The 25704-nt window shown below is 57.1% G+C and carries 23 protein-coding genes; 3 read left to right on the top strand and 20 right to left on the bottom strand.

Going from position 1 to position 25704, the window contains the following annotated elements; genetic code table 11:
* Positions 1-36: 36 nt before the first annotated feature.
* A complete protein-coding gene (serA, locus tag B150_RS0110810) occupies positions 37-1626 on the bottom strand; it encodes a phosphoglycerate dehydrogenase (protein WP_020399942.1) in 1590 nt (529 codons plus the stop codon).
* Between the two features lie 77 nt (positions 1627-1703).
* Positions 1704-2861 carry a phosphoserine transaminase gene (locus B150_RS0110805; RefSeq protein ID WP_026168324.1) on the bottom strand — a complete coding sequence of 386 codons (1158 nt, stop codon included), beginning with the start codon at positions 2859-2861 and terminating at the stop codon, positions 1704-1706.
* 258 nt (positions 2862-3119) lie between these two features.
* Here B150_RS0110805 and B150_RS0110800 point away from each other — a divergent pair, with 258 nt between their 5' ends.
* A complete protein-coding gene (locus B150_RS0110800; protein WP_081611410.1) occupies positions 3120-3686 on the top strand; it encodes an EF-hand domain-containing protein in 567 nt (188 codons plus the stop codon).
* A 7-nt stretch (positions 3687-3693) separates the two neighbouring features.
* Here the strand turns inward: B150_RS0110800 and B150_RS0110795 are convergent, their stop codons facing one another.
* The 12 genes from B150_RS0110795 to pyrC all read right to left on the bottom strand — a co-directional run bounded on the left by B150_RS0110795 (position 3694) and on the right by pyrC (position 16560).
* Positions 3694-4494 (bottom strand): hypothetical protein, encoded by an 801-nt coding sequence (locus B150_RS0110795; protein ID WP_020399939.1) that lies wholly within the window; start codon positions 4492-4494, stop codon positions 3694-3696.
* The gene (locus tag B150_RS20660; protein WP_020399938.1) at positions 4494-5654 is read right to left on the bottom strand and encodes a serine hydrolase domain-containing protein; all 1161 of its coding nucleotides are present in this window, start codon (positions 5652-5654) and stop codon (positions 4494-4496) included. The genes B150_RS0110795 and B150_RS20660 overlap by 1 nt, the downstream gene beginning before the upstream one ends.
* A 21-nt stretch (positions 5655-5675) precedes the next feature.
* Positions 5676-6443 carry an alpha/beta fold hydrolase gene (locus B150_RS0110785; RefSeq protein WP_020399937.1) on the bottom strand — a complete coding sequence of 256 codons (768 nt, stop codon included), beginning with the start codon at positions 6441-6443 and terminating at the stop codon, positions 5676-5678.
* Entirely contained in the window at positions 6443-7255 is an 813-nt protein-coding gene (gene thiD, locus B150_RS0110780; protein WP_020399936.1) for a bifunctional hydroxymethylpyrimidine kinase/phosphomethylpyrimidine kinase, read from the bottom strand. Before thiD ends, B150_RS0110785 begins: the two co-directional genes overlap by 1 nt.
* The gene (gene glmM, locus B150_RS0110775) at positions 7252-8598 is read right to left on the bottom strand and encodes a phosphoglucosamine mutase (RefSeq protein WP_020399935.1); all 1347 of its coding nucleotides are present in this window, start codon (positions 8596-8598) and stop codon (positions 7252-7254) included. Before glmM ends, thiD begins: the two co-directional genes overlap by 4 nt.
* Positions 8599-8645: 47 nt before the next feature.
* Entirely contained in the window at positions 8646-9773 is a 1128-nt protein-coding gene (gene folP, locus B150_RS20655; protein ID WP_202899493.1) for a dihydropteroate synthase, read from the bottom strand.
* Positions 9774-9779: 6 nt separating this feature from the next.
* Positions 9780-11690 carry an ATP-dependent zinc metalloprotease FtsH gene (gene ftsH, locus B150_RS0110765; protein WP_026168323.1) on the bottom strand — a complete coding sequence of 637 codons (1911 nt, stop codon included), beginning with the start codon at positions 11688-11690 and terminating at the stop codon, positions 9780-9782.
* A gap of 127 nt (positions 11691-11817) precedes the next feature.
* On the bottom strand, positions 11818-13086 hold the full coding sequence (tilS, locus tag B150_RS0110760; RefSeq protein ID WP_025896613.1) for a tRNA lysidine(34) synthetase TilS: 1269 nt from the start codon (positions 13084-13086) through the stop codon (positions 11818-11820).
* Between the two features lie 9 nt (positions 13087-13095).
* Positions 13096-13956, bottom strand: a complete 861-nt coding sequence (locus B150_RS0110755) for a tol-pal system YbgF family protein (protein WP_020399931.1) — start codon at positions 13954-13956, stop codon at positions 13096-13098.
* 123 nt (positions 13957-14079) lie between these two features.
* Positions 14080-14631, bottom strand: coding sequence for a peptidoglycan-associated lipoprotein Pal (gene pal / locus B150_RS0110750; RefSeq protein ID WP_020399930.1), 552 nt, complete (start codon positions 14629-14631; stop codon positions 14080-14082).
* A gap of 196 nt (positions 14632-14827) precedes the next feature.
* Positions 14828-15466: a LysE family translocator gene (locus B150_RS0110745; protein ID WP_020399929.1), complete on the bottom strand. Its 639-nt coding sequence runs from the start codon at positions 15464-15466 to the stop codon at positions 14828-14830.
* Between the two features lie 20 nt (positions 15467-15486).
* Entirely contained in the window at positions 15487-16560 is a 1074-nt protein-coding gene (pyrC, locus tag B150_RS0110740) for a dihydroorotase (RefSeq protein ID WP_020399928.1), read from the bottom strand.
* 142 nt (positions 16561-16702) lie between these two features.
* Here pyrC and ygfZ point away from each other — a divergent pair, with 142 nt between their 5' ends.
* Together ygfZ and B150_RS23530 are read left to right on the top strand one after the other, a co-directional pair.
* On the top strand, positions 16703-17488 hold the full coding sequence (gene ygfZ / locus B150_RS0110735) for a CAF17-like 4Fe-4S cluster assembly/insertion protein YgfZ (RefSeq protein WP_020399927.1): 786 nt from the start codon (positions 16703-16705) through the stop codon (positions 17486-17488).
* A 10-nt stretch (positions 17489-17498) separates the two neighbouring features.
* Positions 17499-17621, top strand: coding sequence for a hypothetical protein (locus B150_RS23530; RefSeq protein ID WP_020399926.1), 123 nt, complete (start codon positions 17499-17501; stop codon positions 17619-17621).
* Here the strand turns inward: B150_RS23530 and B150_RS20650 are convergent.
* The 6 genes from B150_RS20650 to B150_RS0110695 form a co-directional block, all read right to left on the bottom strand.
* Positions 17618-18448: a phytanoyl-CoA dioxygenase family protein gene (locus B150_RS20650; RefSeq protein WP_020399925.1), complete on the bottom strand. Its 831-nt coding sequence runs from the start codon at positions 18446-18448 to the stop codon at positions 17618-17620. The two genes, B150_RS23530 and B150_RS20650, sit on opposite strands and share 4 nt — an antisense overlap.
* A 262-nt stretch (positions 18449-18710) precedes the next feature.
* Positions 18711-21371: a pyruvate, phosphate dikinase gene (ppdK, locus tag B150_RS0110715; RefSeq protein WP_020399923.1), complete on the bottom strand. Its 2661-nt coding sequence runs from the start codon at positions 21369-21371 to the stop codon at positions 18711-18713.
* Between the two features lie 106 nt (positions 21372-21477).
* Positions 21478-23676 carry a glycine--tRNA ligase subunit beta gene (glyS, locus tag B150_RS0110710; protein ID WP_020399922.1) on the bottom strand — a complete coding sequence of 733 codons (2199 nt, stop codon included), beginning with the start codon at positions 23674-23676 and terminating at the stop codon, positions 21478-21480.
* A 3-nt stretch (positions 23677-23679) separates the two neighbouring features.
* On the bottom strand, positions 23680-24558 hold the full coding sequence (locus B150_RS0110705) for a glycine--tRNA ligase subunit alpha (RefSeq protein WP_020399921.1): 879 nt from the start codon (positions 24556-24558) through the stop codon (positions 23680-23682).
* Positions 24559-24658: 100 nt separating this feature from the next.
* Positions 24659-25399, bottom strand: a complete 741-nt coding sequence (gene map, locus B150_RS0110700) for a type I methionyl aminopeptidase (RefSeq protein ID WP_020399920.1) — start codon at positions 25397-25399, stop codon at positions 24659-24661.
* Positions 25396-25701, bottom strand: a complete 306-nt coding sequence (locus tag B150_RS0110695) for a chorismate mutase (protein WP_025896611.1) — start codon at positions 25699-25701, stop codon at positions 25396-25398. The genes map and B150_RS0110695 overlap by 4 nt, the downstream gene beginning before the upstream one ends.
* Positions 25702-25704 lie beyond the last annotated feature (3 nt).

The raw sequence follows: 25704 nt of genomic DNA, 5'->3' as shown, positions 1-25704 counted from the left end.
GGGTCCGCTCCCTTTCTCAGTTTTTTGCGTCAATCCTTAACGCTCTGCCCGGAAGGACAGGCGTTTTGCCTGACGTACATGAGCGAGTGCAGCCACTTGGTCAAGCACAATATCCTTGAGCGGCTGGTCAACGGCAACAAGGGCGACAGCCTCCTCACCCTCGATCCGGCGACCAAGAGCAAAGGTTGCGATGTTCACACCGTTATAGCCAAGCAGCGAACCAAGGGCACCGATGAAGCCCGGTTTGTCGTCGTTTACGACATAGAGCATGTTGGGCGCGAGGTTGGCTTCAAGGCGAACACCGTTCACTTCAACGATCCGCGGCATGCGGTCAGCAAACAGGGTGCCGGATACCGTACGCGTACGCTTCTCGGTCTCGACCGTCAGTTTGATACCAGTGTGATAGTCGCCTTCACGGTCGTGTTTCACTTCTGTCACCTGCACACCGCGTTCCTTTGCGATCACCGGCGCGTTGACCATGTTCACACTGTCCATCAGTGGCGACAGCAGGCCTTCAAGCACCACAGCCGTCAGCGGCTTGGTATTGAGACTTGCAACATGGCCTTCATACTCAATGACGATACGCTTGAGGCCGTGTTCGGTCAGTTGGCCCGCAAAGCCGCCGATCTCTTCCGCAAGCTTCATGTATGGCTGCAGCTTCGGTGCATCCTCGGCACTCACAGAAGGCATGTTGAGCGCGTTCGTCACAGCACCCGTCAGCAGGTAATCGGACATCTGCTCCGCCACCTGAAGTGCCACATTGACCTGTGCTTCAGTGGTCGACGCGCCGAGGTGTGGGGTGCAGATAACATTCTCATGGCCGAACAGCGGGTTTTCGGTTGCCGGCTCAACAGCAAACACGTCAAGCGCTGCGCCCGCGACCTTGCCGCTATTGAGGGCTTCAAGGAGAGCTGCTTCGTCAACAAGGCCACCGCGGGCACAGTTGATGATGCGAACGCCATCTTTCATCTTCTTGAAGGCTTCCTTGCCCACAATGCCACGGGTCTGGTCAGTGAGCGGCGTGTGTAGCGTGATGAAATCAGCCTTCGCGAATACGTCCTCAAGCTCACCTTTGGTCACGCCAAGGTCTGCCGCACGCTCCGGCGCGAGGAACGGGTCAAACGCGATGACTTTCATCTTGAGGCCAAGGGCACGATCCGCCACCACGGAACCGATGTTACCGCAACCGATCAGGCCAAGGGTTTTGCCGGTAAGCTCAACACCCATGAATTTGGACTTTTCCCATTTGCCAGCATGCGTGGACGCATTGGCTTGTGGGATCTGACGCGCGAGCGCCATCATCATCGAGATCGCATGTTCCGCTGTGGTGATCGAGTTGCCGAACGGCGTGTTCATCACCACCACACCAGCGTTGGTGGCCGCAGGAACGTCAACGTTGTCAACACCGATACCAGCGCGGCCAACAACCTTCAGGTTCTTGGCGGCCTCAAGGATTTTTGGCGTGACCTTGGTCGAAGACCGGATGGCAAGGCCATCATAGTCACCAATGATTTTCAGAAGCTCGTCCTTATCAAGGCCTGGCTTATAGTCAACTTCAACGCCTGCTTCTTTGAATGTTTTTTCAGCAAGCGGGCTCATTTTGTCGGAAATCAGCACCTTAGGCATGATTGGTCCTTCTCTCAAATTCTATGCGGGAAAAGCGGGGCGCTGCGCACATCCGCGCGCCCCGGACATCATCTCAATCAGGCGTAGGACGCCTTGACGGTGGCATATGCCCAGTCGAGCCAACCGGTCAGAACCTGAAGGTCTTCGGCATCAACGGTCGCACCAGCCCAGATACGCAGGCCCGGAGGGGCATCGCGGTATGCGCCAATATCATAGGCCACGCCTTCTTCATCCAGAAGGGCAGCAAGCTTCTTCGGCACTGCCGCTTGCGCTTCCGCATCAAGCGTCGCGAGCCATGGGTCGGAGACCTTGAGGCACACGCTGGTGTTCGAGATCGTCGCCGGATCATTCGCGAGGAACGCCGCCCAGTCGGACTTGGCAACCCAGTCCGCCAGAACCTTAAGGTTCGCTTCCGACTTGGCGATGAGCGCCTTGAGGCCACCGACACCGTCCGCCCACTCAAGCGCGTCGATATAATCTTCAACGCAGAGCATGGACGGCGTGTTGATGGTCTCGCCCGTAAAGATACCTTCAATCAACTTGCCGCCTTTGGTCATGCGGAAGATTTTCGGCAGCGGCCAAGCGGGCGTATAGCTCTCGAGCCGTTCAACGGCGCGCGGGCTCAGGATCAGCATGCCATGGGCGGCTTCACCGCCGAGCACTTTCTGCCAGCTATAGGTGACAACATCGAGTTTCTGCCACGGCAGGTCCATCGCGAAAGCGGCTGAGGTGGCATCACAAATGGTCAGGCCCTTGCGGTCGTCGGCGATCCAGTCAGCCGCAGGAACCTTCACGCCAGACGTGGTGCCGTTCCATGTGAAAACAACGTCGTGCTCAGGGTCAACCGCATCAAGATCCGGCAGGTCACCGTAAGGTGCGTCGAAGACGCGGACTTTCTCAAGCTTGAGCTGTTTGGCGACATCGGTTACCCAACCGGCGCCAAAGCTTTCCCAAGCGAGCATATCCACAGGGCGTGCGCCGAGCATGGACCAAAGCGCCATCTCAACTGCGCCAGTATCAGACGCAGGCACGATGCCGATACGGTAATCATCCGGCACGCCAAGAATTTCACGGGTTTTATCGATTGCGTACTTAAGCTTGGCCTTGCCAGGCTTTGCACGGTGGGAACGCCCGAGGAGAGCGTTATCAAGTGCGTCCACACTCCAACCGGGACGCTTAGCACACGGGCCCGAGCTAAACTCCGGGCGCCGAGGCGCAACAGTAGGCTTCGTCATGTCTCTATCCTTCCAGATAGCAAGCACCTCGTTGGGGAGGTGTGTCCCAAAATGATTGCCGACCTCACAGACGACTGCTTCCCAGTTGGGGGAAGTACCGGGGACGGAAATTATAGGAAGCGTGGATAGAGTCAATGAAAGATTTGTATCGTCCGCGAGAAGTTTTTGTAACGATGTTGCGGCCCGCAAATCTATGCGAAGGATCAAGGTATACGCGTACGTAAAAGGCTAAACATTTTAGCCGTTTGTGAGAACACGATGCCTTTTAAGCCCGCCCTTGCCCTTGCTCTTTCAGCTTCACTTCTTGTCACCGCATGCGCGAAAGGTGGCCCTGATGGCAGGCGCGGCCCACCACCCGGCGCCGCTGGAATGGCAGAGCACGGGCCAATGGACCCTGAGCGCATGAAAAGCCTCGTGACACGTTACACAGAACGCTGGGACGCCAACAATGACGGGGCAGCAACGTGTGACGACATAAACCTGACACGCAGCCGCCTGTTCCGCGTACTCGATGAAGACAAGGATGGCTTCCTGAACTCCGGCGAATATCGTCACGCGAAGTTCGAGGATAAGTCCTTCCTGTTCTTCGACTTCATGGCCGTTGATAAAGACCATGATGGTAGTGTGTCTGTGGAAGAGCTTGTGGCCGTACCAAACAGCCAGTTCCTCGCCGCGGACAATGACCATGATTGCCGCATTTCGGCTGACGAAGCCATGATGGCGCTCGAAGAAATGCAAAGGGGTTTCGGGCGCCCAGAAAGTGGACGTGGTGGCAAGCGAGGTCGCGGAGGCCCTGGCGGCCAACCACCCCAGGTTTCAGAGTGACGACACCCTAATGTGCCATCTCTTCGAACTGGGTGCCGGCCAAGGCAAGCCGTACCTCTGCACAGTTCTCAACGATGTCCTCCAGGCTACCGGGACGCAGCTTCTGCTGCATGGTACGCAGCTCACCGAGCGAGTCTATCCCTAGCGCCACCTCTAGCGCTTGAGCGGCTTTTGAGGTCAGGCTGTTTGTTGAGCTATCAAAAAGCTCAGCATATTCAAGTTCACAAGCATCAGGGAACAGTGCTGCCAGATTGTCGATATAGCGTTCACGGCGGGCCATCTTCTTCAGTGAATTCACCATATGGTTGGTATCGACCTGCAGTTTTGCTAGCCCTTGCACGCTGCCTGTCGCGTGCCATATCCCACTTTTATCGGCAGAGAGACGAGAAAGGTATGTTCGCACCAGATTTCGGCGACGCACGAATAACACACCATATCCTGAAGCCTTCACCATTGAGAACAGATTCGGCCGTGCATTCACGCCCCGATCATAAGGCTCGAACTGGTGAGCTTGGCTTAATTTCACGTCCAGAATTAAGACTTGTTCCGTAAGACTTTCACGCAGATGCCCAAGATATCGCTGGAGGCGCATTTCGGACCGGTCCGGCAGAATGAGGTCTGGCTCTGATGTCACAACGTCCCGCAGCCAGTTGAAATAGTGCATGGGATGTTGCTCAATCGCGTCCCCAAACACCTCGCCAAGATAATTGCAAGCCGGATGCTGGTTCAGCAGGCTGGACAGTGCGCCGGTACCGGAGCGCTGTCTTGCGAACAGAAAAACGATCTTCTTGTTTTTATCGTCAGGCACTATTTCGCTTTCCGGCTCGCCTGCGTCCTTGCTTTCTCTGCATCACGCGCATCAAAAGCATCGTCCCAGAAACTGACCGACAGGTCATCAATCTCACGCGTCTGCGCGTTCATCAGCATCACAAGCCCAACATCCATACCTTTCGAGTAGGAGATAAAGGCGCGGTAGCCTTTCACGGCCCCCGAGTGCAACACAACATCCTCGTCACCAAAGGAATAGATGCGCCAACCCAGGCCATAATAGGCATCTGAAATATGACGTCGCCAGCTACGGCGGCTCAACTCGCGCGTTGAACGCACTTCCTTGGATGTGACTGTCTTGATAATCGCGGGAGTGATGACCTCTGGCTTGTAGCCCATCTGTGCCATCAGCCACTTCGCCATATCTTCGATACTGGCATTCACGCCTGCCGCCGGCGCCACACGGTAGTAGTTTGGCTCAACAAGCACCCTCTGCCAGCCGTTCCGGCGCGTGAACACGTGTGGCTCTGCCCTGTTCGCAGTAGAGAGAAACGCCTCCAGCCCTACGGAGGAATGATTCATGTCGAGAGGTTCCATGATGCGCTTGGAGACGAGCGCACCATATTGTTCACCGGTTGACTGTTCGATCACCGGCTGCACGAGGCTGAACAGGATATTCTGGTAGCCATAACATTCCCCCGGTTTGCACATGGCATCAAGCTGGGCAAAATAAGGAATGATCTTGTCGAGACTCCAGTCATCTTCGAGCATATTGTCATAGGCATTTGGCGTAATGCCTGCGCTATGGCTCAGCAAGTGTCTTACCTTCAGGCCGCTGGCATGCCCGGCAGTTTTGAATTTCAGGTTGGGCACATACCCAAGTACCCGCGCATCGAGACTGAATTTACCCTCCGCCGCCAGTATTGCAGCCATTTCACCGCCAAAGGTCTTGGAGACCGACGCGAGACGGAAAACCGTTGCGCTATTGACCGGCAGCTCGGCATCCACCGCGCGCGAGCCCATGGTGCGCAGTGCTATGACCTTACCGTCCTTGACGATGGCATATGCCGCACCGGGGATCTTTTTCTCCGACACCTGTTTCTGGAAATCAGCGTCAAATTTTTGGGCGAGCGAAATATCGGTCGCCTTGGCGCCAAGGCTTAAAGCAAAGATGGCAAGGGCGGATACTAGGATACGCATGACAAAGACGAATTAACCCTTCTAAAGTTCGTTTTTGATGAAACGTGTGACCAGACGGGAAATAAGGTCCGGCTTTTCTGCATGAAGCCAGTGCCCGGTTCCCTCAACTGTTCGCACCACGGCATTCGGAAACAGCGCCAATGTCGCGTCCCTGTGTTCAGGCTTGATATAGTCCGATAACCCTCCCCTGAGGAATAACACCGGCACGTCCACGGCATGGCCACTATTTGCTGCGACAATATTGGCATAATCATGTTCGATGGCATCAAGACCAATCCGCCAACCCGGCTTTCCATCTTTGCCGCGCCGCCAGTTGGTCAGAAGGAAACTCAGCACATCCGGCTCTTCTACATAGGGCGCCAAAATTGCCTCTGCGTCCGACCGGCTCGATGCATCACTATTCGCCACAGCGCGCAAACCCTTCAGGATTTCGGTGTGGTGATGGCTATATTTCACCGGCGCGATATCTGCGACGATGAGCTTTTTAACCCGCGTCGGATTATCAAGCGTCAGCTGCATCGCGGCCTTGCCACCCATTGAGTGGCCAAACAGGAAAAACTGACCGACACCGATCCGGTCGAGCATGGCGACAACATCCGCAGCCATTTCCGCGTACGACATGGTATCCGCGTGCGGGCTGCGTCCATGATTACGCAGGTCGAAACTGATAACCCTGAATTCTTCTTCCAGGTTCCGCGCGATACCGCCAAGGTTATCCGACGACCCGAAAAGGCCGTGCAGCAACACAACAGGATCGCCCTCTCCGCGCTCGCGGTAGAACAGCTCCATTAGTCGCGCTCCATGTGGACACGTGCGTGCCCGAGCGGGCCATGGCCTTCACCGAAGCCGGGTGCGGCCTTGATAGCGCTGTGCACGAAGGCGTGGCTACGTTCAAAGGCTTCCTCAAGCGACTTCCCGGCCGACAGATAAGCAGCCATAGCACTCGCGAGTGTACACCCCGTGCCGTGAGTGTGCCGCGTATCGATACGCTGGCTTGCGATCACGCATTCGCCTTTAAGACTGACAAGGATATCGGTGACATCTGGCCCTTGAAGGTGCCCACCTTTCAGAAGAACGGCTTCAACCCCGGTTTCTAGAATATCGTAGGCCGCGGCTTTCATGTCATCGACATTCACAATCTTCCGGCCCGTGAGCATCTCAGCCTCAGGAATGTTTGGCGTAACAAGGCTCGCGTGGGCAATCAGGGTTTTGAGCGCCTCTACCGCGTCATCACGCAGAAGCTGCGCACCAGACGTTGCCACCATCACTGGGTCCACGATCAGATCGCCGCCAAAAGCCACGTCATCAATCACCGCAAGCACGGTTTCAATGACCTCAGCGTCGTGCAGCATGCCTGTCTTGATTGCATCCGCCCCCACGTCGGAGAGCACGGTACGCATTTGGGCCGCGATCACACCGGGTGAGATTGCCTCAATGCCGGATACGCCTTTGGTGTTTTGCACCGTAATCGCGGTGATGGCGGTCGCCGCATATTGACCCAGCATGGTGACCGTTTTGATATCAGCCTGTATGCCTGCGCCGCCCGAACTATCGGAGCCCGCAACGATTAACACCCGGCCCATGTCGGCAAGGTTGCTCATTTGCCCGCAGCCTCAATCTCAGCGCAGATACCTTCCACGAGCGCAGTGATTTTGGCTTCATCGTCGCCTTCCGCCATCACGCGAATAAGTGGTTCGGTGCCCGACTTCCGAATCACTAGACGGCCAGAGCCATTGAGCGCCTGTTCAGCCGAGGCAATGCATTTTTTCACAGCTTCAGCTTCGAGCGGCTCCCCGCCCGCATAGCGCACGTTCTTGAGAAGCTGCGGCACCGGCTCAAACTGGCGGCACACCTGCGAGGCCGTCATGCCGGACTGCTGAATTTCCGTCAGCACCTGAAGCGCGGCCACAAGGCCATCGCCCGTTGTGGCAAAATCGCTCAGCACAATATGGCCGGACTGCTCGCCACCGATATTGAAGCCTGTCTGGCGCATGCGTTCAACCACATAGCGGTCGCCCACTTTTGTACGTTCAAGGGTCAGCCCTTCGCTATGCAACAACCGCTCAAGCCCAAGGTTGGACATAACGGTGCTGACAAGGCCGTTGCCTTTCAGCACGCCGCGTTTTTGCCAGTTGCGGGTGATCAGCGCCATGATCTGGTCACCGTCAACAATCTGCCCCTTCTCATCACAAAGGATCAGCCGGTCCGCATCACCGTCAAGCGCGATGCCGATATCAGCACCTTCTTCCACTACACGGGCACACATGGCTTCGGGGTGGGTCGAGCCGCATTTGTCATTGATGTTGAATCCGTTTGGCGACACGCCAATCGCGATCACGTCGGCACCCAGTTCCCACAGCACCGTGGGCGCAACCTTGTAGGCGGCGCCGTGCGCACAGTCGACCACGATCTTGAGACCATCGAACGTCAAGCCGTTCGGCACAGTAGCTTTGGCAAACTCGACATAGCGGCCACTAGCATCCTCCAGCCGCGTCGCGCGGCCAAGCTCGTCAGACGGCACGAGCGCTTCATTAACGCCAGCGTCCACAAGGCCTTCGATCTCAAGCTCTTTTTCATCCGACAGCTTAAAGCCATCCGGGCCGAAGAACTTGATGCCATTGTCATAGTGCGGGTTGTGGCTCGCGGAAATCATGACACCAAGGTCAGCGCGCAGGGATTTCACCAGCATGGCGATGGCGGGCGTCGGCATCGGACCCACCATGATCACGTCCATGCCCGCGGCTACAAATCCAGCAGCAAGCGCAGGTTCATACATATAGCCTGACCGGCGTGTATCCTTGCCAATTACGACACGGTGCACGTGGTCACCACGAATGAAGCTTTTACCGGCGGCGAGACCAACACGCATGGCAACATCCGGCGTCATGAAACCTTCATTGACGCGCCCGCGCATACCGTCAGTGCCAAAATACTTACGGCTCATAAGCCCTTCCCTGAATTCACTAAAAAATTAATCGGATTGTAACGGCTTCAAACCATTCCGTCCATGATTGCTGCATCATGAAATGCCTGCGTGAGCTTGAGCGCTTGTGCGGTTTCAGCAACGTCATGAACGCGCACTATCTGCGCACCCAGCTCAACCGAGCGGATGGCAGCGGCGAGCGAGCCGGGCATGCGTGCTGCAGCAATCTCTTCCCCTGTGATCGCTCCAATAAAACGCTTACGCGACGCGCCCATCAGAATGGGGCAGCCGAGGGTCAGGAAAAGCGGCAAGCCATTAATGAGCGCCAGATTATCCTGCACCACCCGCTTGCCAAAGCCGATGCCGGGGTCGACCACGATATGGTCTTGCGCAATGCCCGCTTTCACACACGCCGCAATACGGTCCTGCAGGTAATCATATACCTCATAGAGCACATGGCTGTAGGAAGGATTGTCCTGCATCGTCTCGGGCAAACCCTGCGAGTGCATCAGCACAACGGGCAAATCGGCACGTGCCGCGACAGGCAAGCTGTCGCCATCATATGTCAGGGCTGAAACATCATTGATGATATGAGCGCCCGCCTGCACCGCCTTGTCCATGACGAACGAATGCCGCGTATCAATGGAAAGCGGAATGCCGTCATCCTGCAGGGCTTCGATCACGGGCACGACACGTTCAGCCTCTTCGCCTTCCCACACAGGTTTGGCGCCGGGCCGGGTGCTTTCGCCGCCGATATCGATGATATCTGCACCCTCAGCGATCATGGCGCGGGCATGCCTGATGGCCGCATCACGGTCGAGGAACTTGCCGCCGTCCGAGAAACTGTCCGGCGTGACGTTGAGGATACCCATGATGCGCGGACGGGTGAAGGCAAAGGGCAGATCCCGCCCCGGAAGACGCAGCCCTTTCTGGGGTGCCTGAAAGCGGGCAAGCTGGATTTCCAGCTGGCCTGCAATCGCTTCCGGTAGCCGATCGAGAGTGTCTGCCATGTCAGCAGCGGCGACAGTTTCCTGCCAAACCGTTTCTCCCGCGTCCCGCACCACAACGCGCGCAGCTGCAAAACGGCGGCCCGGCACAGAACACGCTATGCCCAAGCTACCGCCCGAAATGGAACCGACGGGTACAAGGTATGCCCTTGCCCCGTCGGAAATCTTGTCTAGCTGATCGCTTGTCACCAGCCCCTAGCCCTCTGGCTGAGGCTCGCCGTGGTCAAGCCCGGCTGTCGGCACCGCACTCGGCGCGGCAGGCGGCACGTTTGGCGAGCTGTCAGGCTTCTTCGGCTTCACGCGGATCGGCTCACCTTTGATGAGCGCCTTGATCTCGTCACCCGTCAGGGTTTCGTATTCAAGAAGCGCTTTCGCCACAGTGTGCAGGTCGTCGATATAATCCGTGAGGATTTTCTTCGCACGGTCCTGCGCGCCTTCGACGAAGGATTTCACTTCCTGGTCGATCATGCGGGCAGTCTCTTCAGACACATTCTGCTGACGCGATACGGAGTGACCGAGGAATACCTCTTCCTCGTTCGCCGCATACTGAAGCGGGCCAAGTTTGTCGGACATACCCCAACGCGTCACCATATTGCGGGCCAGGTTGGTCGCATACTGGATATCGCTCGATGCGCCAGACGTTACTTTCTCGTGCCCGAAGATCACTTCTTCCGCCACACGACCACCCATCGCGATTGCTAGGTTGTCGTGCATTTTCTCACGGCTTTGCGAATATTCGTCCCGCTCAGGCAAGCGCATCACCATGCCGAGCGCACGACCACGCGGGATGATGGTTGCCTTGTGGATCGGGTCAGACGATTTGCAGTGCAGGGTCACAAGGGCGTGGCCGCCTTCGTGATAGGCTGTCAGCTTCTTCTCGTCTTCCGTCATCACCATGGAGCGCCGCTCGGAACCCATCATCACCTTGTCTTTGGCTGCTTCGAACTCGGACATCGCAACAATCTTCTTGCCGCGACGTGCAGCAAGAAGTGCAGCCTCGTTCACAAGGTTCATCAGGTCAGCACCAGAGAAGCCGGGCGTACCGCGCGCAATGGTGTTCACGTCCACGTCTGGCGCCAACGGCACCTTTTTCATGTGAACGCCAAGGATTTTCTCACGGCCATTGATGTCCGGGTTCGGCACAACAACCTGGCGGTCAAAACGGCCCGGGCGCAAGAGCGCAGGGTCAAGAACGTCCGGGCGGTTGGTCGCGGCGAGGATGATGATACCCTCGTTCGCTTCAAAGCCGTCCATCTCCACAAGGAGCTGGTTCAGCGTCTGCTCACGCTCATCGTTACCCCCACCAAGGCCCGCGCCACGGTGACGGCCGACGGCGTCGATCTCGTCAATGAAGATGATACACGGCGCGTTTTTCTTCGCCTGCTCGAACATGTCGCGCACACGGCTCGCACCAACACCCACAAACATTTCCACAAAGTCAGAACCGGAAATGGTGAAGAACGGTACATTAGCCTCACCCGCAATCGCACGCGCGAGCAAGGTTTTACCGGTACCCGGAGGGCCTACAAGAAGCGCACCCTTGGGGATTTTACCGCCAAGACGCTGGAACTTCTGTGGGTCCTTGAGGAAATCGACGATCTCTTCAAGTTCTTCCTTGGCTTCTTCAATACCAGCAACGTCCTCGAACGTTACGCGGCCCTGCTTTTCGGTCAGCAGGCGAGCACGGCTTTTACCAAAGCCCATTGCGCCACCACCGCCGGAACGACCTTGCATCTGACGCATGAAGAAGATCCACACACCAATGAGGAGAAGGAAAGGCAGCCACGAAATCAGGGCGCCCATCAGGAAGCTCTCGTCCTTCTTCTTCACCACATAGGTTACATTGTGTTCTTTAAGGGTACGGGTCAGCTCATCATCATAGATGGGGGCAACCACACGGAAGGTCTCACCCGTCGAGAATGTACCGGTGATATCCTGACCCTGGGCCTCAACCCGTTCGACCTTGTTCTGCTCCACAGCCTCGATAAACTGGCTGTACGGAAGCTCAGGCGTCTTGCTTGCTCCGCCCTGGAACATATTGAAAAGCGCTACAAGCAGCAGGATGATCAACACCCAAACAAGCGCATTCCGCATAAATCCGTTCACTTTTTTGCCTTTCTCTGGTCGCAGCCAAACTTACCGCGGCCACACTTTATGCACTATCCCCTCGGCATGCTTATCACAGAGATAAGCTTCCGCACGCCCGGTGCAAGAGGTAACAGGTTGCCCTGCCCTATTTTTTCGGCCGAATGAGCGGTTTCCGCGACAGGCGAATAGTAACATTCACGAGGTCACTATATCCCATCAATGGAAGCGCCCGCAATTGTCCTTCCGAGAAAACCGCAGGAAGCGACAGACGCACTTCATGTGGCATGTTGATCTCACGGACTTCGGGCCATTTTATGACCGCCTTCCCCCAGCCTTTTTCGCCGAGCGCGCCGATTTCAAGGCCCCTAGTATCACCGACGGCTGAAATTTCAAACCGGTTATCCCAGATGCAGCCATCTGCAACAGGCTTGAGAGCCTCGCATGCGGCTACTTCGCGGCACACGGTGATGCCATCTTTTCCAAGCATAAACTGCGCCCCGTAGAGTGTCTGCCCGCCGCTAGTTCCAGACAGCGTTTCCAGCAGGCGTTCCACTTTTTCCATACGGGGTGTATAGCTGACCGGTTCAAATGCACGACACAGGGACGCCAGCCCCCGCAGTACAATATCCAGTGGCGCGGCGCTCAGGGCCGACGGGTCCAGCGTTAGGAAGCCCGGCTCATGTTCAGACACGGCCCGTGAGAACCATTCACGCTCATAAAACTCGAGCGCATCACGGGAACGGCGCAAGCGTTTCGCGGTTTCGGCCAAACGCTCAGCCTGAAGCCCCTCGATTGGCGGCGCTTGCAATAATTGCCGGACCTTCACCCGGTCAAACTGCGTATTCTCGTTACTGGGGTCCTCCACCCACGCGACACCTTCGCTTTCGAGCCAGTCTTTGAGCGCAGCTTTCGGATGATCGAGCAGCGGACGGATAAGGGTAATAGCTTCGAAACCCACGCACGGCGCAGATTGCGGCATGCCTGCAAGGCCGTAAACACCGCTACCGCGCGCAAGCCTGAGGAGCAAAGTCTCGGCCTGATCGTCCATGTGATGTGCAGTTGCGAGATAAGGTACATCATTTGCTGCGCACCACTCAGCCAGCAAACGGTAGCGTGCCGCCCGCGCTTCCGCCTGAATGTTGCTGCTCGGCTTTTCGCCCTCCCACTCCAGCACATGATGCGTAATGCCGAAGCGTTGCAGTGTTTCGCCAACCCCTAGCGCTTCTGTGGCGGATTCGGGGCGCAAGCCATGGTCCACCGTGAGTGCAACAACTGTGCGAAGTTTGTGCATTAAAAGTGCAAGGGCGAGGCTATCCGCCCCGCCCGATACGGCTACCACAACCCTTGAACCAGCTTCGATGCCCAGTTCATTGAGGGTGCGTTCCAGCGCTGCTGTCAGCCCCGATGCAGCCATGGCCATGGCCTAGTAGCTGCAGCCAGCTGTCTGTGCGGTTTTCCTGGCCCGCGCGATAAGCCGGTCATTCGCCTTGCTTTCCATGCGGCGGAATTCCGCAAGCGCATTACAGGCGTCCGGTGCGCTATCAAGCGCGATCAGGACGTCCGCAAGGTCAAGGAGCGCGTCCGGGCGTTTATCATGGTTCGGGTGTTCCTCAATGAGCGCCAGCAATTGCTGCGCGGCTTGTGGCATGCGGCCCTTCAGCAGGTGAATGCGGCCAAGCCAGAACTTGGCGTTGCCCGCGCGTTCATCCTTCGGATTCGCCTTGAGGAACAGGTCCATCGCCTTGAAACCGTTATCAAGGTCGTTCTTCTGAATGAACTCGAATGCATAACGGTACTGGGCAGCAGGGTCCGCGTCCGGAAGTTCAATAGCCGGTGCCGCGGAGGCAGGTGCCGTTGTCGTGGTTGCTGGACCCGCATCGGATGAGGATGAACTGCTGATCTGCGCTTTCATTTCGGCTTGCGCCTGTGCTGTTTCTTGCGCCTGCAAGGTCATTTCCTTGCGCAGAAGCTCAACCGCCTCGTCCATCTGGCGCTGCTTGTATTCCAGCTCTTCTAGTCTGCCATTGATGGAGCGGAGCTGGCTTTCAAGACTACCTACCTTTGTAACCAGATCACCCATCAGGGACCGGTCAGCCGGATCGACGGGACCACTTGATACTGAGGGCACAGCGCCCTGCCCTCCGCGCAAACGGTTTTCAAGCGCGATCATCTCGCGTTCAAGCCGTTCAACCTTGAGGGCGATTTCCGCCTGACTTTGTGCGGATACGGGCACTGCCGCCCCCACAGCAAAGACCAGCGCCATAGCAGTAAGAAGTTTTTTCATCCCATACTCTCCTTCCCGGAAGGCGTTACCCCTCTGGGACTAACCAAGAATTCCGGTAAAAAAATGGCCCCGCCCCGGATTTCCGGGCACGGGGCCACATTGTCCATCGTGCGCCGTCAGTGTTTACTGAACGACAAGAACCCCACGGCGGTTCTGGTTCCAAACGGATTCACCGTTGCCAACCACAGCCGGACGTTCTTTACCGTAAGAGATGGTTTTCATGCGCGAAGCCGGAACGCCCTGAGAGATCAGGTAGTTTTTAACGGCTGTTGCACGACGCTCACCAAGTGCGAGGTTGTACTCGCGCGTGCCGCGTTCGTCACAGTGACCTTCTACAGTCACATCAACGCGCGGGAAGTTGCGCAGCCACTGTGCTTGCTTCGAAAGCGTTGCACGTGCTTCTGCACTCAGTTCGGAGCTGTCGTAAGCAAAGAATACACGGTCACCAGCATAGTTGGTGAGGCCGCTTTGGTTCGGGGAACCCATTCTCTGGGCTTCAAGTTCTTCAGCGGACAGGTCTTGCGTGATCGGACGATCCGGACGACCGGAATCTTCCACCTGTTCGACCGGTGGTGTCGTATCTTCTACTTTTTTATCATTGTTAGAACACGCTGCCAGCAGCAGTGCTACAGCGGAGATGGTGGCAATATTTTTGCCCAGGCGCTTGGACGTCATATTTGTTCCCTCCAACGGAATGGGGTTCCCCCGGCTTACCTACATATAAGGTTGCCAGTCCCGAAGTGCCCCCGGAACTGACAACGTTTGTTCGCGGCAACTATAGACCGCGAATTTCGTATGATCAAGCAATCAAAATGCGGCAAATATTTGTTCTGTCGTGAAATTTTCGTGAACTGGACAAAACTTCCGATAGCTAAAATTTTAGCCACACGCTGACGATTGTACCGAGCGCAAATATCCCGATAATCGCGGCGGAAATATGGTTGATTATGGCTAAAAAGCGGTCGTTCACTTTATCTCGCAAATATCGCCCAAAAGATACGAGCGTTGCCCACCATAGGGAGGCCCCTAAAAACACCCCAATAATGAGCGCGATGGCATCGGCGTGGATGTAGCCGCTACCCTGCCCGAGGTCACCGATGCCCGCGACGGCATAGAGGCCGAGGAAACCGAAAAAAACGCCGGGATTTGTGAGAGTTAGCATGAGTGCGGCCAGCATGCCGCGTTTCACACCGCCTTCTTGCGGCGCCTGGTCGATATGCGGATGGCTGCGCCAGATACGCACCGCGAAACCGAACATGATGATGGCGCCAACAATGCGCAGTTCGGTATCGTAGCTGTCGATCGCACTGAGGAAGGCCTTGAGCCCCAAAGCTGCAAGCCCCGCGTAGAAAGCATCACCTAGTGCGGCACCAAGGCCAATCACAAAACCATCACGCGAGCGGCCAAACAGGCTCCGGCGCAGGCAGATGATGTTTACAGGGCCAACGGGTGCGGAAAGGGCGAACCCGAAAGCCAGCCCCCACAGCACATATCCAATCTCGCTAATCACGATATGGTCAGCCCCGTCACCTATTCAGGCTTGTCCTGAATGCCAGCAAAGCGCCACGCGAGGGTTTCCCCCGCATGGAACGGCGCGATACGCAGGCCGGGCGCCTCAAGCACTTCCGGCACGACTGTGTCCTCGCGTTCGAGCACCACATACCGCTCGTTGAGCGGCAGGCCGTAGAATTTCGGGCCACTCTCGGACGCGAAAGCTTCAAAATGTTCCATCGCGCCCTCTTCTTCAAAAGTTTTGATGTAGCTCTCAAGCGCATAAGGGGCATTGAAAATGCCCGCACAGCCACATGCCGCTTCCTTGCGCTCAACCGTGTGCGGCGCAGAATCGGTACCAAGGAAAAACTTTGGTGAGCCGGACGTAGCCGCCGCACGAAGCGCAAGCCGGTGCTGTTCACGTTTGATCACCGGCAGGCAGTAGAAGTGTGGCTTGATACCGCCAACGAGCATGGCGTTGCGGTTGTGCACAAGGTGTTGCGGAGTGATGGTTGCACCCACATTCGGGCCACAGGCTTCAACAAACGCGGCTGCTTCTGCCGTTGTGATATGTTCAAAAACGATCTTGAGCTCAGGGAAATCCGCCACGACTTGCTTCATCGTGCGTTCAATGAACACCGCTTCCCGGTCGAAGATATCGATGTCGTGGTCCGTGACCTCACCATGCACGAGGAATGGCATGCCGATACGTTGCATGGTCTCAAGCACCGGGTAGATATTCTTGATGTCAGTTACACCGTGTGTCGAGTTGGTTGTCGCGTTCGCCGGGTACATCTTGCAGGCGGTGAACACGCCTGAGGTAAAGCCACGCTCAACCTCGGCCGGGTCAATCGAATCTGTCAGGTAACAGGTCATCAGCGGGGTGAACTCAAGCCCCTCGGGTACCGCCTTCAGGATTCGGCTGCGGTAAACCTCCGCGGCGGCAACGGTTGTCACCGGCGGGGTCAGGTTTGGCATCACAATCGCCCGCGCAAACTGCCGTGCCGTATAGCCCACAACCGCGCCCAGCATCTCACCGTCACGCAAGTGCACATGCCAGTCATCTGGCTGACGGATTACAAGACGGTTCGGCGATGTGGCTGCAGGGCTCATTTGCTCAACTCTATTTTGAAACACGAAATTTGTTTCGGCAGTTGTAACGGGCTTGGGCCGCGCTTACAACTTGAAAGCCGCGCGCGTATCGCCATCTCTATGGCGAGCCCACGAACCCATAACCGTGTGACAAGGAAGTTTTATGACAGCCAAAGCCCTCAAGCTCGATAGCCGCGCAGTTCTCCGCCTTTCAGGCACTGAAACGCGCAAATTCCTGCAGGGGCTTGTCACCAATGATGTGATGGCAGCAGTTCCCGGCAAGGCAGTCTACGCAGCCCTCCTCACGCCGCAAGGCAAGTTCATGTATGACATGATCATCATGGCGGACGGTGATGACCTGCTGTTGGATATTGAGGCTGAGCGCAAGGATGACCTGCTCCGCCGCCTCACCATGTATAAACTCCGCGCGGATGTTACCATCACCGACGAGAGCGACCTGAAAGTCTGGGCCGTGTGGACCGATGCAACACCAGAAGGCATCGCGGCCACTGACCCCCGTGATGCAGCCCTTGGCTACCGTGTGATTTCAGCCGCCGCCCCCACCTCCGAGCCGCTCGCGGCTTCAGACTATGAGGCGAAGCGTCTCGCCCTTGGCGTCCCGGACAGTAGCCGCGACATGGAAGTGGAAAAATACTTCTGGCTGGAGACAGATGCCGAGCGCCTGAACGGTGTCTCCTTCTCGAAAGGCTGTTATGTGGGGCAAGAGCTGACGGCCCGCATGAAACACCGAACCACGCTCAAGAAAAAGCTGGTGGCGGTCAAGGCGGAGAGTGGCGGACTTGAGGCCGGGCAGGAAATCACGACCGCTGACGGCAAATCCGCCGGTGAGATCCGCAGCACAGACGGCACACATGCCATCGCCTATTTCCGGCTTGAATTTACGGATGCAACGCTTAATGCTGGAACGACGTCAATCACTCTGGCGTAAGGGAAGGCATATGACCAAATCAAAGAAACAGCGCAAACATGACGCCGACGTGGCGCATGAGCGTTCCAACCTGCTCACTCTCGGTATCATTGTTGCTGGCATTCTCATTACCGTGCTGGTACTCGCGAGCTAGACTTTCGGCAAAACCTTTTGCGGGTGATAGCCACCGGCGTGCCCCATGAAGGGCGGATGGATATTGTAGCCGAGGAGCTTTTGCATTTCCTCCGGCATGCTGGCCACTGTCTCCTGCGGGATGGAAAGGAAGAAGTTTTCCTGCGTGCGCGCCCACGATGCACAATACTGCGGGAACAGCCCAAGCCGCGAACCGTTTGAAACGTTACCCCCGGCCCTGTGCCACAGGTTACCCAGGAATATGAGCACGGAACCGCGCGGCATCTCCGCCTTCACGATTTCAGCGTTTGCGGGAGAATGCCAACCGTCATCCCTGCCCGGCTCATGCCGGGTGAATGCGTCACTGAGCGTGAGCACACCTTCCGGCGTTTCACCCTCGCCCCATTTATGGCTATAAGGGATCAACTCCGTCGCGCCATTCTCAGCGGTGAAATCATCCATTGCCCATATTGCGCCAACCGAGAACGCAGGCCGCGGACGCGGGATGGGGTAAAAGCCGTCATCCACATGAAAAGCCTGCGGCTGCTCACCCGGCAGCACATTGGCCGCGAGGGCTGCGGTGATCAGGCAATCACCCCACAACAGCGGCCGAATGATCTTGAGCACATCTGGGTGAGAGAAAAAGGGCCACAGCGCCGGACCGTATTTGGGTAATGAGTAGATGCGCTGCGTCTTGAACCCTTCAAACTGGTTCCGCCCTGTGCGCTGGGAAGCGAAGATTGGGTCGAGGATATCACGCGCGGCCTGGATGGTCTCATCCGGCAGCAGGTTTTCAATGATGAAATAGCCGCGATCCTGAATGGTCTCGATAATCTGTTTGTGGTCCATGCTCGCCTCCCCTGTCAGATATGAGATTAGAGCCGGGACCACAAAAGAAAAGCCCCGCGCGCTGCGGGGCTTTTTGCTTACTTTACGAGTGACGTTAAAACCGAGAACACAAATCGAAGGATTTTCGCAGCGTTAAAGTCAAAAAGATAGAGCACGCCGGCCACCACCGCGCAAATGGCCAGGGTTTTCAGAATAACTTTGTATATGTCCCTGTCGCTCACCCTAAACCCCAAAAGAAAATGGTCCCGAAGGCCCATCTAATTTAGTCTTTCAGCGCAGCCTGCGCTGCCGCCAAGCGGGCGATTGGCACGCGGTACGGTGAGCAGGATACATAGTCGAGGCCGGTACGGTGACAGAATTCCACGCTGGCCGGGTCACCGCCGTGTTCACCACAGATACCAAGCTTGAGGTCAGGCTTCGTCGACCGGCCACGCTCAGCACCCAGCTTCACCAGTTCGCCCACGCCTTCCTGGTCGATGGAGACAAACGGGTCTTGGGCAAAGATATCCTGCTTCACATACTGATCGAGGAAGCGGCCAGCATCGTCACGGCTGATACCGATGGTGGTTTGTGTCAGGTCGTTGGTGCCGAAGCTGAAGAAGTCCGCCGCAACCGCGATACGGTCCGCACAGATGGCCGCACGCGGCAGCTCAATCATGGTACCAACCATATATTCAACCCGGTGGCCCTTCTCACTGAACACTTCTTCCGCCACGGTTTCCACATGGCCGCGCAGGGTCTCTAGCTCCTTGCGGGTTGCCACAAGCGGGATCATGATCTCAGGCACCACGGTGTCGCCGGTTTTCTGCTCAACAGCAATCGCGGCTTCAAAAATCGCGCGCGCCTGCATCTCATAGATTTCCGGGTAGGTGATACCAAGGCGGCAACCACGGTGGCCTAGCATGGGGTTGAACTCATGCAGTTCAGCCGCGCGGCGCTTGAGATGTTCCACATTCGCGCCAATGGCTTTTGCCACGTCACCAAACTCTTCTTCCTCACGGGGCAAGAATTCGTGGAGAGGCGGGTCAAGCAAGCGAATGGTGACCGGCAGGCCGCGCATGATCTTGAAGATTTCTTCAAAGTCACCGCGCTGCATCGGCAAAAGTTTCGCCAGCGCTGCTTTACGGCCTTCCAGTTCTTCCGCGAGGATCATTTCGCGCACGGCGATGATACGCTCGCCTTCAAAGAACATGTGCTCTGTGCGGCAAAGGCCAATGCCTTCTGCGCCAAAGTCGCGTGCGGTTTGTGTGTCGTGCGGCGTGTCAGCGTTGGTGCGAACCTTGAGGTGGCGGTATTTGTCCGCCCATTCCATGAGCGTACCAAAGTCACCTTCAAGTTCCGGCTGCAAGGTTTTCACCTCGCCCACCATCACTTCGCCCGACGCACCGTCGATGGTGATGATGTCACCGGCTTTCACTTCGCGACCAGACGCGGTCATGACACCGCCCTTGCCGTCAATGCGCAATTGCCCGGCGCCGGACACGCAGGGCCGGCCCATGCCACGCGCCACAACAGCCGCGTGGCTGGTCATGCCGCCACGGGCGGTCAGGATGCCTTTTGCGGCGTGCATGCCGTGGATGTCCTCAGGGCTGGTCTCAACCCGGCAAAGGATGACGGCCTTGCCGTCTTTTGCCATGGTTTCCGCCGTATCGGCGTCAAACACCACGATACCCGAAGCAGCACCCGGGGATGCCGGCAGGCCGCGGGTGAACAGGTCACGCGGCGCGTTGGGGTCAAGCGTCGGGTGCAGAAGCTGGTCAAGCGCGCCCGGCTCAACACGGAGCACAGCGGTTTTATGGTCAATCAGACCTTCCGACGCCATATCAACCGCGATCTTGAGCGCAGCCTTGGCGGTCCGCTTGCCAGAACGGGTTTGCAGCATCCACAGTTTGCCGTGCTGGACGGTAAACTCGATGTCCTGCATGTCGCGGTAGTGCCGCTCGAGCTTCTCGAACACGTCAGCAAGCTGGCCGAAGACTTCCGGCATGCTCTCTTCCATCGAAGGGGCGGTTGCGCCCGCTTCAACGCGCGCAGCCTTGGTCAGATACTGCGGCGTGCGGATACCCGCCACCACGTCCTCACCCTGCGCATCGATCAGGTATTCGCCGTAATATTCCTTGGTGCCCGTTGACGGGTTGCGCGTAAAGGCAACGCCAGTAGCTGACGTATCACCCATGTTGCCGAACACCATGGCCTGTACGTTGACGGCCGTACCCCAATCTTCCGGAATGTTATTGAGCTTGCGGTAAACTTTCGCGCGCTCGATCTGCCAGCTTGAGAATACAGCGCCAATCGCGCCCCAAAGCTGTTCTTTCACATCCTGCGGGAACGGGTAGCCCAGTTCTTCCTCGGCTTTCGCTTTGAAGGCGTGGGCAATTTCCTGCCAGTCGTCTGCATCAAGGTCTGTGTCGAGGTCGACGCCCTTTTCTTCCTTGTGCAGTTCAATCAGTTCTTCGAAGTGGTAGTGATCAACACCAAGCACCACATCGGAATACATCTGGATAAAACGGCGGTAGCTGTCCCAGGCGAAACGGGCGTTGCCGCTGTTTTTAGCCAGGCCTTCAACCGTTTTATCGTTGAGACCGAGGTTCAGGACAGTGTCCATCATGCCCGGCATCGACACCCGCGCGCCGGAGCGGACGGAAACAAGCAGCGGATTTTCTTCATCGCCGAATTTGGCACCCACGCTCTTCTCGATCGCGACAATCGCCTGGTTCACTTCGCTTTCAAGCGTATCCGGGTAGGTGCGGCCGTTAGCATAATAATAGGTACAGACCTCGGTGGTAATTGTCAGTCCCGGGGGCACCGGCAGGCCGAGGGAGGCCATTTCTGCAAGGTTCGCGCCCTTGCCTCCAAGGAGGTTTTTCATGTCGGCACGCCCTTCAGCAGCGCCGTCACCAAATCTGTATACCCATTTGCTCATGTTAAGCAGTCCTTTACCGCACCGCCCACGTCCCCTTGAGGCGGTGCTGAGTTAGGTCTTGAACACTGGCCCGTTCTGTTTTGTGTTGGCCCAGTACGGTTAAAACTCAGCCTTCTATGAGGCTGAAATCGGCAACGGTATTCACCGCCGCCCGAATTTGGCTCAGAAGCGCAAGCCGGTTAGCCCTAAGCGCTTCATCATCTGCGTTCACGGTCACGCGCTCGAAGAAGGCATCAATCGGTGCCCGCAGTGAAGATAGCGCGGCCATGGCCTTTTCAAAGTCCTCGACCATCAGCGCATCTTCGGCATCTGCTGCCGCCGTCTTGAGTGCGCTTGCGAGCGCTTTTTCTTCCGTGTCCGTCAGCACACCCGCATCCACCGCCTGATCAAAGCTGCGGCCATCCTTCTTCTCCTCAATGCGGAGAATATTGGCGGCGCGCTTGTAGCCGGCGAGCAAGTTGGCCCCGTCTTCCGTATCAAGGAAGGCGGAGAGCGCAGACACGCGCGACAGTACGCGCACGAGGTCGTCATCACCCTTTGCGAACACAGCGTCAATCAGGTCATGGCGAACGCCTTGGTCGCGCTGTTGAACCTTCAGACGGTCCGCGAAGAAGGGCAGAAGATGATCTTCGATTGTGGCTGTCACATGACGCAAAATAGCCTCTTCGCGGGCATCCTCGGAAGCGCCTGCGACCATAAGCCCCAAGTAAGGCTTCAGCGGCTTCGCTGCGTTGACGAGGGTTTCCGCAAGTTCAAGCCTTACGCCGTTCTCCGTGATCAGGCGAATGATGCCAAGCGCGGCGCGGCGAAGGGCGTATGGGTCCTTCGACCCGGTCGGGCGTTTATCAATCGCGAAGAAGCCCATGAGGGTATCGAGCTTTTCGGCAAGCGCGACCGCTACCGACACCGGTGCGGTTGGGCAATCGTCATTGGGGCCTGCGGGCGCATAGTGGTCACGAATGGCATCTGCCACTGCGTCGCTTTCGCCCTGCGCTTTGGCATAGTAGCGGCCCATTACACCCTGAACCTCAGGGAATTCGAACACCATGCCGGAGACAAGGTCAGCTTTCGCGAGCTCTGCGGCGCGCTCAGCCTCATCCACATCACAGCCGGGGATGAACTGCGCGAGATAGCGCGCCAGCGCCTTCATGCGCTCCACGCGGTCAGAGACACGGCCAAGCTCAATATGGAACACAATGTCCGCGAGCTGCGGCAGGTTGTCTTCAAGCTTGTGCTTGAGGTCCTGTTCCCAGAAGAATTTGGCGTCCGACAGCCGCGCAGTCAGCACGCGCTCGTTGCCAGCTGCGACCATCTTGCCACCATCAGTGGGTTCGATGTTCGACACGGTGATGAAGAAAGGTGCCAGCTTGCCCGTCGACTTGTCGCGCGTGACAAAATATTTCTGGTCCTTTTTCATCGTCAGGATCAGCACTTCTTCCGGCACGCTCATGAACGCGGGGTCGAAGGAACCCATGATAGGTACCGGCCATTCAACAAGGCCAGCGACTTCCGCGAGCAGGCCCTTGTCCTCAACCCACTCGACACCCTTCTCAGCCGCCAGCGCTTTCGCGCGGTCAGCGATCAGGGTCATGCGCTCAACCGGATCCAGCATGACCTTATGGTCAAGGAGCTTGGCTTTATAGTCCGCAAAATTGTCGACTGCAAAACTGTCCGGAGCCATAAACCGGTGCCCGTAGGTAACGTTGGTTGCTTCCATTCGCACAGCAGAGGGATAGGGCTTCCACTCGTTTGGAGCTTCCTTTACGTCTTCCTTAGAGATGGTCTTTGTCTCGCCAGTCTCTATCTGGAAGGGAACCAAACGGTCATTAAACACACAAAGAATACTTTGCAGCGGGCGTACCCATTTGAGGCTGCCCTCGCCCCAGCGCTGGGACTTGGGCCACGGGAAGTTGCGCACTGTCTGCTCAAGAACCTGAGCGACAACCGAAGCGGTTTCCTGGCCTTTTTTCTCAATAATCGCATAAAGGAACGTGCCTTTGGGGTCTTCCCGTTCTTCGCACTCATGCCGCGCAACCTTTGCACCGCGCAAGAAACCCTCAATGGCTTTCTCTGGCGCGTCGATGCGCGGGCCGCGGCGTTCCTCACGCACATCAGGCGTACCCAGCGGTAAACCGGAGACCGCGAGCACAAGGCGGCGCGGTGTAGCATAGGCTTCGGAAGCCTCAGCCTTCAGCCCTGCATCCTCAAGCCCCTTGAGCACCATGACTTCAAGGTCCTCGGACGCTTTTTTCTGCATGCCTGCGGGAATTTCTTCCGAGAAAAGTTCGATGAGAAGATCAGCCATGACTTATACCTCCCATCCGTTTTTCTTGATCCAGGCGGCGCAGCATCCTTTGGCAAGGTCGCGAACCCGTCCGATATAAGCCTGTCGTTCCGTCACCGAAATAACCCCACGCGCGTCGAGGAGGTTGAACGTATGGCTCGCGCGGATGCACTGCTCATAGGCAGGTAGTGGCAGCTCGGCTTCGAGAAGCTTCGCGCATTCGTCCTGCGCTTTCTTGAAGTCTTCAAACAGCTTGTCTGTGTTCGCAATTTCGAAGTTGTAGGCCGACTGCTGACGCTCATTCTCAAGGTAAACGTCGCCGTACGTGGCGCCCGCACCGTTGAAGTCGAGATCATAAACATTGTCCACGCCCTGCACGAACATGGCGAGGCGCTCAAGCCCGTAGGTCAGCTCACCTGCGACCGGGCGGCAATCAAAACCGCCAACCTGTTGGAAATAGGTATATTGGCTGACCTCCATGCCGTCACACCAGACTTCCCAACCAAGCCCCCATGCACCAAGCGTCGGACTTTCCCAGTCGTCTTCCACAAAGCGGATATCATGCAGCTTGCTGTCAATCCCGATGGCCTTGAGGCTGCCGAGGTAAAGCTCCTGCATCTCAGCCGGGCTCGGCTTCAGCATCACCTGAAACTGGTAATAGTGCTGAAGGCGGTTCGGGTTTTCACCATAGCGGCCGTCGGTCGGACGGCGGCACGGCTGCACATAAGCGGCTTTCCAGTGGTCGGGACCAAGTGCACGAAGTGTCGTTGCCGGATGGAATGTGCCAGCGCCCATTTCCATGTCATACGGCTGCAGGATCACACAACCCTGTTCGGCCCAGTAATTCTGGAGCGTCAGAATGATTTTCTGGAACGGCATCGCGCCGGTATTCGGGGACGACATAATCGTTGGCCAACTCTTGAAAAAGACGAATCTGCTACTCAAAAATATTGCGGTGCAACCTAACCACTCGCCCCTATGCGGTCAAGCAAGAGAATCCCTGCTAGTCCGTAAGAACAATTGGCGCGCCTTTGGTCACAATGAAAGTATGTTCGAACTGGGCACCAAAGCCCCCGTTCGCGAGGCGAAGCGTCCAGCCGTCGCTATCTTCCACATATGACCTGCTGCGGGTGGCGAGGAACGGCTCGATGGTCATCACCTGCCCTTCCTTGAGGCGCTGGCGGTCGCTCGGGTGGTAGATGTTCGATACCGTCGGCTCTTCATGAATCCAGCCGCCCACACCATGGCCGTTCAGGCCCTCGATGATGCGGTAGCCGTATTTGCGCGCTTCCTTCTCGACAGCCTTGCCCACCACGTTCAGCGGCTGGCCCGCGCGGGCCGCAAACATCGCCTTGCGCTGCGCCGCTTTGGTTGCCTCGAGAAGCTGCAACAGTTCAGGCGCCACTTCACCTACCGGGAAGCTGGCACCCGTATCGGCAAAAAATCCGTCTTTCTCGGCCGAGACATCGATGTTCACGAGTTCACCTTCCTTGAGCGGAATGTCACCCGGAATACCGTGCGCAATGGCGCTGCCGACAGAAATGCAGGTATAGCCCGGAAAATCATATGCCAGCATGGGCGCGGACTTGGCTCCGCGCTCTTCAAGCATCTGGCCGCCCATGGCATCAAGCTCGCGCGGGGTGATGCCGGGGCGGACCGCAGCGCCCATTGCGCGCAGAACGTCGCGGCAAATCGCACCAATTTCCTTCAGCTTTTCAAGCTGGTCCGGGCCGTCAACTGTCATATCTCACCTTTTTCACGGATCCGCTCATGGTGCTGGATCACCTCGCGGATAATAAACTGCAGGAATTTCTCGCTGAACTCCGGATCGAGGTTCGCGGATTTTGCCAGCGAGCGCAGACGTTCAATCTGCGCCTTCTCCCGCCCAGGGTCAGCGGGCGGCAGGTCATGTTCTCTTTTATAGAAACCGACTGCCTTGGTTATTTTGAAGCGTTCCGCGAGCATGAAAACAAGCGCGGCATCGATGTTGTCGATGCTTTCGCGGTAGGCTGTCAGTTGGGCCTCATGGTTGGGCTGTTCTGCCACAAA

It is taken from the genome of Kordiimonas gwangyangensis DSM 19435 = JCM 12864 (genome assembly GCF_000375545.1).
Lineage (GTDB): Bacteria > Pseudomonadota > Alphaproteobacteria > Sphingomonadales > Kordiimonadaceae > Kordiimonas > Kordiimonas gwangyangensis.
Note: the sequence above shows the minus strand (reverse complement) of the source record. Positions and strands in the feature narration are given on the sequence as shown.